Source organism: Kiritimatiellales bacterium (assembly GCA_041656295.1).
Taxonomy (GTDB): Bacteria; Verrucomicrobiota; Kiritimatiellia; order Kiritimatiellales; family Tichowtungiaceae; genus Tichowtungia.
The window spans coordinates 1-11,164 of record JBBADV010000035.1 but is presented as its reverse complement, the minus strand read 5'-3'; the positions used below and the strand labels follow the sequence as shown (position 1 = coordinate 11,164).

General features: G+C 54.4%; 9 protein-coding genes and 2 pseudogenes. 4 read left to right on the top strand and 7 right to left on the bottom strand.

The window, feature by feature from the left end; genetic code table 11:
• Positions 1–450 (bottom strand): annotated as a pseudogene (locus WC959_12615) (IS481 family transposase).
• Positions 451–558: 108 nt separating this feature from the next.
• Here WC959_12615 and WC959_12610 point away from each other — a divergent pair.
• Entirely contained in the window at positions 559–975 is a 417-nt protein-coding gene (locus WC959_12610; protein MFA5689958.1) for a YraN family protein, read from the top strand.
• Between the two features lie 27 nt (positions 976–1,002).
• Here WC959_12610 and WC959_12605 read toward each other — a convergent pair whose 3' ends face one another.
• Positions 1,003–2,355 carry an IS5 family transposase gene (locus WC959_12605; protein MFA5689957.1) on the bottom strand — a complete coding sequence of 451 codons (1,353 nt, stop codon included), beginning with the start codon at positions 2,353–2,355 and terminating at the stop codon, positions 1,003–1,005.
• Between WC959_12605 and WC959_12600 the strand changes: the two genes are divergently transcribed.
• Positions 2,354–2,476 carry a hypothetical protein gene (locus WC959_12600; GenBank protein ID MFA5689956.1) on the top strand — a complete coding sequence of 41 codons (123 nt, stop codon included), beginning with the start codon at positions 2,354–2,356 and terminating at the stop codon, positions 2,474–2,476. The genes WC959_12605 and WC959_12600 overlap by 2 nt on opposite strands.
• 343 nt (positions 2,477–2,819) lie before the next feature.
• Here the strand turns inward: WC959_12600 and rny are convergent, their stop codons facing one another.
• Positions 2,820–4,391, bottom strand: coding sequence for a ribonuclease Y (gene rny / locus WC959_12595; GenBank protein MFA5689955.1), 1,572 nt, complete (start codon positions 4,389–4,391; stop codon positions 2,820–2,822).
• Positions 4,392–4,478: 87 nt separating this feature from the next.
• On the bottom strand, positions 4,479–5,054 hold the full coding sequence (locus WC959_12590) for a 5-formyltetrahydrofolate cyclo-ligase (protein MFA5689954.1): 576 nt from the start codon (positions 5,052–5,054) through the stop codon (positions 4,479–4,481).
• A 138-nt stretch (positions 5,055–5,192) separates the two neighbouring features.
• Here WC959_12590 and ychF point away from each other — a divergent pair, with 138 nt between their 5' ends.
• The gene (gene ychF / locus WC959_12585; GenBank protein MFA5689953.1) at positions 5,193–6,293 is read left to right on the top strand and encodes a redox-regulated ATPase YchF; all 1,101 of its coding nucleotides are present in this window, start codon (positions 5,193–5,195) and stop codon (positions 6,291–6,293) included.
• A 45-nt stretch (positions 6,294–6,338) separates the two neighbouring features.
• Complete coding sequence (gene trxA, locus WC959_12580; GenBank protein MFA5689952.1) at positions 6,339–6,650, top strand: thioredoxin; 312 nt, start codon at positions 6,339–6,341, stop codon at positions 6,648–6,650.
• A gap of 197 nt (positions 6,651–6,847) precedes the next feature.
• On the opposite strand, the gene WC959_12575 is transcribed toward trxA, so the two are convergent.
• The 3 genes and pseudogenes from WC959_12575 to WC959_12565 all read right to left on the bottom strand — a co-directional run bounded on the left by WC959_12575 (position 6,848) and on the right by WC959_12565 (position 11,164).
• Positions 6,848–8,170 (bottom strand): replication-associated recombination protein A, encoded by a 1,323-nt coding sequence (locus tag WC959_12575; protein ID MFA5689951.1) that lies wholly within the window; start codon positions 8,168–8,170, stop codon positions 6,848–6,850.
• A gap of 462 nt (positions 8,171–8,632) precedes the next feature.
• Positions 8,633–10,750: a hypothetical protein gene (locus WC959_12570; GenBank protein MFA5689950.1), complete on the bottom strand. Its 2,118-nt coding sequence runs from the start codon at positions 10,748–10,750 to the stop codon at positions 8,633–8,635.
• A 44-nt stretch (positions 10,751–10,794) separates the two neighbouring features.
• Positions 10,795–11,164, bottom strand: a pseudogene (locus tag WC959_12565) (IS1595 family transposase).

Below are 11,164 nucleotides of genomic sequence, written 5' to 3'. Positions count from 1 at the left end.
TATAACCTGCCTTCTTCCGTGCGGACCTCAGCGATGTCGATATGGAAAAACCCGATCGGACAGGTTTTGAATTTCCGTTTGCTCCGGGGATCTTTGGTATCCGGCAGCCGGCTAATCCCATGACGTTGGCAGCAACGATGCAGAGAGGAGCGTGTTAAATGAGGTATGGCGGTCTGCAGGCTGTAAAGACAATCATCGAGAGGAAGCAGCGTGTGTTGCCGAAAAGCGACACAGGCGGCTTCTTCCTCCTTGCTCAGCACCGTTGACCGGGGTTGCCTGGCGCCCCATCGGGGCATCCTGTACGGTTGTGCGCTGTCGCCGTTTCGCTACGGTTTTCGGGTTAATGCCGTGTCGGCGCGCCAGAACATTCAGGCTCTCTTGACGATATTGTATCGTTCGACGCACCGCCTCAGTCGTACGGGCGCATCCGTGTACTATCTGTCCCGTAATTCATCCCTCCGGAGCTCGTTATACATCACTCCAGCACACTGTGGGACTAAACATCTAAAATTTAAAACTTGATTGAATTACCGATCGATATCTTTTAAAGTTTTATTAGTGATTGGGGTTTTTACAAGATGGTTTAAGTGGAAAAAAGCAGCGGCACATTTACGTACAGGACGCGCCGGTGAATTGCGCGCGGCAAGATTTTTAAAAAAGTCGAAAATAAAGATTCTCGCACGGAATGTGCGGGTGGGTCGTGATGAAATTGATTTGATTGCACGCGACGGGGAAACACTGGTATTTGTTGAAGTGAAAACGCGCCGCACTGAAGACTTTGGAGCGCCGGTATCAGCGGTAGATAAAGCCAAGCGCCGGAAACTGTCACGCGCAGCCATGCGCTTTATGCAGCGCCGGAAACTTCGTCCGCCGTATATTCGTTTCGATGTGGTTGAAGTGATTCTTGATCCGCCGGAGATCCGGCATTTAAAAAATGTATTTACGCTTGAAGGCGGTTATCAGATTCGATGGTAAAATAGTCGCCGCTGAAAAAGGCGGTTTTCAGGCGGCGGCAAGGAGTGGGTATGCCCTGGCAGATTGTGCAACAGGATAAAACTGCCGGCGCTGGATGCGTTGCAGCCAGAAGATGAATGGACACAAGGCTGCTTTGAGCAGCTTGGCGAAGTTCATCCCGGCGGCACTCAGGATCGCATTGAGCTGATCGCCTTCTTTTCCTTTTAACCGGTTCCGGTTGAGCCGGTGTCCGCTTTTCAGATGTCCGATGCTGGGCTCAACGGCGGCACGGTGCTTCATCTTTTTCCATAATCGTTTCGGCAGGCTTCCACGGCGTTTTCTCTCAACATGCACCGTGCACGCGCCGGTGTAATTGTGACCCCGATAGCCCATATCGACGAAGGCCTCCTCCGGTTCTTTACCGGTGATGCGCTTCACCTGCTCCAGCGCCGGTGACAGCGTGTGGCCGTCGTATGGATTACCGTGCAGCGCACACGCTCCGGTGAACCAGTTGCCTTTGGCTGTAACCGCTACGCTGACTTTGCATCCAAACTCATATTTCTTGTGCGCTTTGCCTTTGCTGAGGCATTCGACGTGCGGCTCGTGGACACTGTAGACTTTTCCTTTATCGGCGCGCTGCTGTGCGTAGATCCGGTTCGCCAGCTCAAGTTTGCCCTTCAGCTCTTCATCCGGCTGCGGGGCGCCACGTTCAATGTCGCGAATCACCCGCCCAAGATAATTCTTCAGTGTCTTCACGCTGGCCTGCGACCGCTTCATCTGGCGCGCATGCGCGTAACGATGCACATTGAGCAGTTCCGTTTTCGCCTTGCGGTTGTAGTTCTGCCGCAGCTTGATGCCCCGCGCCGCCGCCTCTTTCACCAGATGCTCCCGCGCGCGGTTGTACAGCCGTCCGTCGGTTGGGAAACGAATCAATTTTTCCTGCACCGTTGTATCCACATTCACCGTTTTTAACTGTTGCGATTTAATCGCCTTCATCCGCAGCCCTGAGGCGATCGTTTCTTTGAGCAGTTCCTCCGCGCCAGCGTCACCGATGCGTTTACGAAAACGCGTCATGCTTGATGAGTTTACCGGACGCTTATGCTCAAAATACTGATTCCCGCTCAGCGCCTGCCAGTACGGGTTCTCCACCCAGCCGTCCACCACCGCGTCATCGCTCAGATCAAACGTGTGCTTTAGAAAATGCAACGCTACCATCAGCCGCACGCTCACCACCGGCCGGCCGTTATTCTCGCAGTACGTTTTTCCGAACGCCTCCTCAAAACGCACCCAGTCCACTGCCCGGCTCAAACGTACCAGCGCATGATCCGGATCAATGATGCGAGCCAGCTCCATGCAGAACAGATCGCCCTGCGGGGAATGAGGAATTTTAACGGCTTTCATGGGGGAGATCATTGCAGGGTTTTTAGCAAAAAGCCACCAAACCCTTGCAGAAACCTTCATTGAAAAAGCAGGGATGACCATTGCAAACATTGATCAATCTGCCTTTTTCAGAATCAACTAAAATAGACGCAACAGGAGTCGCCGCGTCTACTTCAGCGTATTAAGAACAGCCACCGGCGTCGAGCCCGGCAGAATATAAACGCTTTTTTGGGTTTTCTAAATAGGATGCGTGGTTTGCATGGCAGAAATCCCCTGCGGTAAAGCAACGCTGAACAGTATGCGCATGGTTTTCGCACCTCAGTTTTTCACCGGGAGGTCACGCGTGGTTTCAGTGGCAAGCTGAGCGGAAAGCCGGCGTATACCGGAACGGAAAATATGTTGCGAGCTCTCTTGATTCCGCCGATGCGTCAGATGATGTTCAACAAGCGGATGATCGGATTCAAACACCCGTTGTATACCGGCGTCTATTTTGCAAATTCAATCGCGCGCATTTCACGAATGACGGTAACTTTAATCTGTCCCGGATATTTCACTTCATCCTGAATCCGGCTGGCAATATCACGTGCAAGAATCAGTGCGGCGGCGTCATTGATTTTCTCGTGCTCAACAATAACCCGCAGTTCGCGGCCGGCCTGAATTGCGTAACTTTTCTCAACACCTTGGAATGACCTGGCGATTTTTTCGAGTTTTTCAAGGCGCTGCAGATAAAGATCGGTAGTGTCGCTGCGCGCGCCGGGACGGGCTGCAGTGATAGTATCGGCGGCAGCGGCAAGTACCGCATAGACGCTGTTGCGCTCAACGTCATCATGATGTGCAGCAACCGCATTGTAAACGAGCGGCGTTTCGCCGTATTTACGCAGTAGATTTGCGCCAATCACCGCGTGCGGCCCCTCTACTTCATGGTCTACTGCTTTGCCAAGGTCGTGAAAAAGTCCAACACGTTTGGCGAGATTGATGTCCAGATCCAGATCGGCTGCCATCATTGACATCAGCGATGCCATTTCGACGGAGTGTTCAAGTACGTTTTGTTTATAGCTGGTGCGGTATTTGAGTTTACCCAGGATATTAATCAGCTCCGGTGCAACACCGGTAATTCCAAGCTTATACAGCGCCTCTTCGCCGGCCTGACGAATAACATCGTTAATCTCATCCTGTGTTTTTTTAATGGTATCTTCAATGCTGGCCGGATGGATCCGTCCGTCGGCGAGCAGCTTTTCAAGCGCGACGCGTGCAACTTCGCGGCGGATCGGATCAAAGCTGGACAGCTGAACATAGCCCGGTGTTTCGTCGATAATGAGATTGACGCCGGATTCCTGTTCGAACGAACGGAAGTTGCGGCCTTCTTTACCGATTAACCGGCCTTTCATATCTTCGGACGGCAGCTTGACCTGCGTCATCGTAATGCTGCCGACGTGCTCGCCGGCATAGCGTTCAATCGCAGAACAAACGAGGTCGCGCGCCTCTTCGCGCGTTTTTTCATAAACCTCTTTCTGCTGCCGGCGGATCATGCCGCTGATTTCACCTTCGAGCTCTTTTTCCATCCGGCTCATGATGATCTTACGCGCTTCATCCGTGGAAAAATCAGCGACCTCCTGAATGCGGCTGTTTTCCTCCTGAATCCGCTCTTTGAGTTCGCGCCGCTGTTCTTTCAACTGATTTTTCGTCTGATCTACTTCATCAAGCTTTGCGGTCAGCGTACGGTCTTTCGTTTCGAGCATTTCGAGTTTGCGGGCAATATCTTTTTCACGGGCAATCACCCGCTCTTCCAGCGCGAGCAGATTTGCACGGCTTTGCGCCAGATCCCGCTCTGCATTTTCACGCGATTTCAGCACCTCTTCACGCGCCGCAATTTTTGCCTCGTGCTTCAGCGTCTCCGCCTGTTTCTTTGCCTCGTCAAGAATCGCCGAGCCCTTTTGACCCGCCGCCACCGCATTTGCGCGCATCAGGAACGCGTGAAAGAAAAAGCCCAGCACCATAAAGCCTATACTGACCACAATGTCCTGAATGCTGTTCCACCAAAACTCCAATCCGCCCATATTAAATCCTATAATTTAAAAGTTAATATTCAAGCCGCTTACAATAACGCACATCGCGCAGAATGTCGAATGCAAAGAGTGTACGGCCTAACCGCACACGCTGAAAAAATGATCACCGGACACTACAAAGCTCGTCCGCCGGTCGTGCGGCTCTTGAGGAATGAAATCCATGATTTGAAAATTAAAACAAACACCGACCACAGGTGCAGTATATAATGATAGAATCCGGTCGTAAAACCCGCCACCGCGACCCAGCCGCCGGCCGCCGGCATCAAACGCAACGCCCGGAACAATCAACAGATGAATCTCATTTGCACCGGCAAACGCCGGCGCCGGCGGTTCCGGAATTCCGAATTTACCGGCGTGCAATTCGGGCATTAATTCCGCCAGCCGGTAACTGCCGGTATTTTCGTCAAATGCCGGAATAAAAAATTTCTTCGCCGGAACATCAAACAGCGGCAGAATATCCGGCTCTCCGAAAACCGGAAGATAAGCGCCGACATTGATTGCCGCCCGAAAAATCGGCAGCGATGTAATCCGCTGGACAATCATTTTACTTTCGTGCTGCAAGTCGCCGGCACAGGCATTTTTTTTCAGCGCCGCAATTTTTCTCCGCAACGCCGATTTAAAATATGATGGTTGAATACCGCTTGCAGCTTTCACTTCAATTGGATCGTTACTTTTCACAGACTGATAAAATTTTCAGATCGACTTTAAAAAATGCAACAGCGAATGCCGACATATTTTTATGGTTTTTATTCACCGTTACCGGTAAGTTCCCCGGCTTTTACGGAGATTTCTATGAGTTTGAGTATTGGAATTCTGGGACTGCCGAACGTTGGCAAATCAACTATTTTTAATGCGTTAACACGTGCACAGAATGCGGAAGCGGCGAATTATCCATTCTGCACCATTGAACCGAACAGAGCAATTGTCCCGGTGCCGGATGCGCGGATTGATAAACTGGCAGAAATGCGCAAACCGCAGCGCACAGTTCATGCCACAGTTGATTTTGTTGATATTGCCGGTTTAGTAAAAGGTGCGAGCCGCGGTGAAGGACTGGGAAATAAATTTTTAGCAAACATACGCGAAGCGGATGCACTGCTGCATGTAGTGCGCTGTTTTGACGATACAAATGTGGTGCATGTCAACGGCACGGTCGATCCGCTGCGCGATATCGAAATCATTGAAACAGAGTTGATCCTTGCTGATATACAGGCGTGGGAAACGCGAATTCAGCGCGTGGAAAAACTGGCGCGCGCGGATAAACAAGCGGCGGCAGCTCTGCCGTTGCTACAACGTCTTGCCGATCATCTCGGTGCCGGCAACCCGGCGGTGAGTTTTCCGGAGCGGGACAACGATGAAATCAAAGTACACTTAAAAGAGGTTCCGCTGCTGTCAGATAAAAAAATTATTTATTGTGCGAACGTTGATGAATCAGGAATGGCTCAGGATAATGATCACGTGCTGTCTGTAAAAAAATACGCCGACTTAAAAGGTGCGGATACGGTGAAAATCTGCGCGAAAATGGAAGAGGAGCTGGCGGGAATGAACGAAGCCGAAGCCGCCGGGTTTTTAAAGGCATACGGTGTGACGGAAAGCGGACTCGACCGGATTGCGCGCACCGGCTATCATACGCTCGGGCTTATCAGCTATCTCACTGCCGGCCCGAAGGAAGTGCGCGCGTGGACCATTCATCACGGCTGGAAGGCGCCGCAGGCCGCCGGCGTAATCCATTCCGATTTTGAACGCGGTTTCATTCGCGCACAGGTAATTTCGTTTGATGACTACGTGAAGTATGGCGACGAAACTGCCTGCCGTGAGAAAGGTGTCATGCGCACCGAAGGTAAAGAATATATCGTACAGGACGGCGATATAATTGAGTTTCTTTTTAATGTATAAACCGTGCCCGTATGCTACATTTAAAAATAAAGAAAGGAATACGTCATGTCGGATAAAGTGAAAATTCTTACTGTGGATAATTTTAATACAACGGTTGCCGCCGGAAATGTGCTGGTCGACTTTTTTGCAACGTGGTGCGGCCCATGCAAAATGCAGGAACCGATCCTTGAAAAAGTAGCGGATGCCGTCGCCGGAAAAGCGGTTGTCGCGAAAGTGAATGTGGATGAAGCGCCGGCGCTCGCCGCCCAGTTCGGCGTGCGGTCGATTCCAACCATTCTTATTTTCAAAGGCGGCGAAAAAGTGAGAGAGTTTATGGGCGTTCAGCAGGAAGCCACGCTCGTTGAAGCGTTGAGTTAATTCCGGCGCAGAAATGCGAAAAGAAAAAGGCGCGGAGTTTTCCGCGCCTTTTCTGTCTGGCAGGGACGGCAGTCTCTTGCCGTCCGCAACAATATTTCCGGCGCGCAAGGGACTGCGCGCCCTGCCTTTTCTCATTCACGGTTTTTCCGTGTTTTTTGCGGCCGATAAAATCCATTTTTATCTGTGTAATCTGCGGTTTATTTCTTTTTCTTCTTCCGCAGCGAATCCCAGTAAGCAATCCGTTTTTTGATTATCTCTTCGTACCCCTGATCAGTCGGCATGTAATAAATTTTATCCGTCGGCACATATTCCTGATCAACAAAATGGTCTTTGCCGGCGTGCGCGTATTTATATTTCACATCGCCCTTGCCGGGATGCGGCGCATTTTTCAAATGATCGGGAACCGGCAGCATGCGGCCTTCCTCAACATCCTTCAATGCCGCATCAATCGCCAGATACGCCGCATTACTTTTCGGCGCACACGCCAGATACGTCGCTGCCTGTGCCAGAATAATCCGTGCTTCCGGCATACCGACGAAATCCGCTGCGTGCATCGCCGCCACCGCCACTGAAATCCCGCGCGGATCGGCGTTGCCGACGTCTTCCGATGCCAGTATCACCAGCCGGCGCGCAATAAACCGCGGATCCTCACCGGCGTAAAGCATCTTTGCCAGCCAGTAAACTGCAGCGTTCGGATCGGATCCGCGTACGCTTTTAATGAACGCCGAAATTGTATCGTAATGCTCATCTTCATCATGATCGTACGACACCGCCTTTTTCTGCACCGACTCTTCCGTTTCGGCACGCGTCAAGCGCACGATTCCATCATCGTCCGGCGGAGTTGTCAGCGCCGCGATTTCCAGCGCGTTCAATGACCGGCGCGCATCGCCATCACACACCGTTGCGAGATGCATCAGCGCGTCATCCGCTGCCGTCACCATGCCGTTTAAACCTTCCGGCGCATCCAGCGCCCGGCGCAAAACCTGAACTATTGCCTCCTGGCTCAACGCATTCAGTTGAAAAATCTGTGAACGCGAATTCAGCGGCGTATTGATGAAAAAACAGGGATTGTGTGTTGTGGCACCGATCAGAATGATATCGCCGCTCTCAACATATGGCAGCAGCACATCCTGCTGCGCTTTATTAAACCGGTGAATTTCATCAATAAATAAAATCGTATCCTGCTGATGAATTTTTTTCCAGCCGGCGGCCTGATCAAGCAGTTTACGCAGAATAGCAATATTCGCCAGCACACCGCTCGTGCGCTCAAACCGGCAATCCGTCGTCAGCGCAATCACTTCGGCGAGCGATGTCTTGCCGCAGCCCGGCGGACCGTAAAGAATAATACTCGCAATCCGGTCGGCCTCAATCGCGCGGCGCAGCAGCTTGCCGGCGCCGAGAATATGATCCTGTCCCGCGATTTCATCCAGTGTCCGCGGACGCATCCGCGCTGCCAGCGGCGCCGTGCCGCCCGGCACCGTTCGCACTGTTTCCGGTGTTTTTTTCTCAAACAGATCCATAGCCGCAGTAAATCATAAAGAGTGGACTGGTTGTTTAGCCCCGCAGTGTACTGAAACGGATCAAACTTAAACCGATGCGGAGCAGAAGTCCAGATGTTGCAGATATATTCGTATGGCGTGATGCGCGAAGCAATTCCCGCCTCTTCCGCCGCCCGCCGGATACGAATCTCATGCAAATGATGGCGACACACACGCCCCGATCGCGGATCATTTCGCAAAACCGGCAGGCACCGCCGGAACTCAGCCGCCCCCAACGACCGCCGTCCCCGGCGGAATATACCACGGGCTCCAATTCACCGGGACCGCAGGGCTTCCGTACCTGCTCTGGAGGGTGTTGCGCCGTCAACGCCGCAACCGGCGGCAAGAGCCTGCCGCCCTCTAATCTTCCCGCCGGGGACGGCGGTCTCCACTGCGTTAAAATCCTTTCTCAAACTTTGTGTCATTTGTGTGAGCAATCCAACATTACCGTGCCGCCACCACCCGGTAGAAGGCCTGCGGAAAGACCTCGGTGTCGCTCAGCCACAGCGGCCCGCTCACCTCGCACAGGATGTTTGCCTGTCCCGGCACCGGCTCCCACGCGCCCACGGTCAGGCTCTGGCGCCGCTCGAGCGTGTAGCGCCAGCCGGCCAGACCGCTGACCGCCACCTCCATGCCGCCGCCGGGCAGCGCCGCGGCCTGCTCCACCGTCAGTGCCGCGAAGCCCGCCTCCAGTGTGTCATGGCCGGTGACAGCCGCCAGCCACGCCACATCGGCGGTTGTGCCGCGCCAAAGTCCGGTGTTGACCCACTCGAAGTTGGCGGCGGGCGTGATCTCCGTGTTGTTGGTGGCCAGCGAGACCGGCAGCGGCGTGAAGGCGAAGGTGTTGGTGCCGCCGTAGGCGATCACCACCGGCCCGGCCGGATCGCAGGTGCCCGATCCCGTACAGATCACCGCCACCGTGCGCGGAACGCCCAGGAAGACCGTGCCCCACTCGGCACCGGCGCCGCCGGACTTGGCCTCGACAGCGGCAGGCGCGAAACCGTCGGTGTCACGGGCATACACCGCAACCCTCCCGCCGCCACCGTCGCCGGCAGCTATGCCATGAACGCCGCCATTTGCTTCAATGGAACCCGCCCCCTGCAGTGTGCTCACCTCAAGCCAGATCGAACCCCCGCTGCCGCCGCCGTTGTATTCGGCGCCATTTTGGCCGTTGGCGCGCAATGTCCCGTTTATCTGGAGCGTGTCGGACGTGATCCGCACGGCACCGCCGCCGCGGGTTGTCGCGTGCCCCCCCGACCCCAGTTCCGCCGGCGCAAAGGCATCGCCGTAAACGGCGCAGGAGGTGCCTCCTGAAAACGGCTCGCCCCGTCCACCATAACTGCCGCCCGAGCGCCCTGTGGTTCCCGCCCGCGGACCGCCGCCGCAGGCGGTGACATCTATCGAGGAGTTGCTGGACACGTTGACCGACTTTGCCTTGATCCACAGCCCGCTCGAATCGCCGACGGAATGCCGCAGAACCGACGCGCCCGACAGAACGACCGTATTGCTGAATCCGAAATCTCCGCTGTGGGTCCAGTCGCCATTGATCAAGGTCAGGTCTGGCCCGGCCACGTCCCCGCTGAAAGTCGCATACGCATTGGAAACCATACAGGCGGACAGCGTCATCAGCTCGGTTGCAGTCAGGGCAAGGCGCGCCTTGCCCGCAACGGACAACCGGTCAAAGCGGTTCGATCCCACCGTCAAAGCGGTGGGGAGCGCCGCGTCGTGGACGTACCCCCGGTTGTCCAGTGTCAACCGTCCGAACGGTTCGGCGTTATCCTTGAGGTAAACAGTGCCCGCTCCGGCGCCGTCGTTGATCGCGGCACACTGGATGGCCGTGAGGTCGAACCCCGAGGCATCGTCGTAATACACCGCGACCCTTCCTCCGCCACCGTCGCCCGAATCCCAGGGATTGTACGAATGCAGGCCGCCATTTGCTTCAATGGAACCTGCCCCCTGCAGTGTGCCCACCTCAAGCCAGATCGCCCCCCCGCTGCCGCCACCGTTGTAATCGGTGCCGCTATTCTGGCCGTTGGCGCGCAGGTGCCCGTCGAGCTGGAGCGTGTCGGCCGTGATCCGCACGGCTCCGCCGCCGCGGGCCGTGTGTCCCCCCGACCCCAGTTCCGCCGGCGCGAAGGCATCGCCATAGACCTCGCAGGATGTATCTCTGCCATGGGGTTCGCCCCGTCCGCCATAACTGCCGCCCGAGCGCCCTGTGGTTCCCGCCCGCGGACCGCCTCCGCAGGCGGTGACATCAATCTTCGAGCCTGTCGCGACCCACACCGTCCCGGAAACGGTCAGCATCATTCCCGCCGCACCGGCGGTGTGGGTGAGCGTCGCGTTGTTGACCAGGTAGAGGTTGGTGAAGGTGTGCGCGCCGTCAACTGTGAGCGTGCAACCGTCCACCGTTATGGGCTGGCCTTCGTAGGTCGTCTCCCCGTCGGCAATGTGCGTTGCATTCGTGAACGTGACCGCCCGTGCGGCCAGCGGTAGACCGATGACGGCGGTCAGTGCCGCCGTAGCCAAAAAACCCAACAACATGCTGAACAGTTTTTTCATCATGTACCTCCGGTTTTATACAACTTTTACACAAGATATATTAAAGTTCAAGACAAGTTAATGGGTCGTTTTCTAAACATTTGTAAGAGTTTCTGATAGAGGTCTTCGTGACGATAATTCAATCGGAATTCACACTCTTCAGATGGAGATAAAACGTTGATTTGTGAATCCCTCTGCATTTTGAAAGCCAAACCTTGGCAATACTCCAGAAGTTTTCAATACCGTTGATATGATTTCGTCCGGCAGCAAATTCATTCTTCCCATGATGAATCCTGTAATGCTTCCGATACCCGAAATTTACCAGGCCATCGTAACTTTTAAATCCATCGGTATATACGATCGATTCTGTATCAACTTTCTGTTGTATAATAGGAAGTAACTCCTTTACAGAACAGTTTTTAACAACCTGAGTGCAGA

Coding starts and splice junctions, on each gene's coding strand:
- WC959_12570 (MFA5689950.1), bottom strand. CDS start 10,750: ATGATGAAAAAACTGTTCAGCATGTTGTTGGGTTTTTTGGCTACGGCG.
- WC959_12575 (MFA5689951.1), bottom strand. CDS start 8,170: ATGGATCTGTTTGAGAAAAAAACACCGGAAACAGTGCGAACGGTGCCG.
- ychF (MFA5689953.1), top strand. CDS start 5,193: ATGAGTTTGAGTATTGGAATTCTGGGACTGCCGAACGTTGGCAAATCA.
- rny (MFA5689955.1), bottom strand. CDS start 4,391: ATGGGCGGATTGGAGTTTTGGTGGAACAGCATTCAGGACATTGTGGTC.
- WC959_12605 (MFA5689957.1), bottom strand. CDS start 2,355: ATGAAAGCCGTTAAAATTCCTCATTCCCCGCAGGGCGATCTGTTCTGC.
- trxA (MFA5689952.1), top strand. CDS start 6,339: ATGTCGGATAAAGTGAAAATTCTTACTGTGGATAATTTTAATACAACG.
- WC959_12600 (MFA5689956.1), top strand. CDS start 2,354: ATGGGGGAGATCATTGCAGGGTTTTTAGCAAAAAGCCACCAAACCCTT.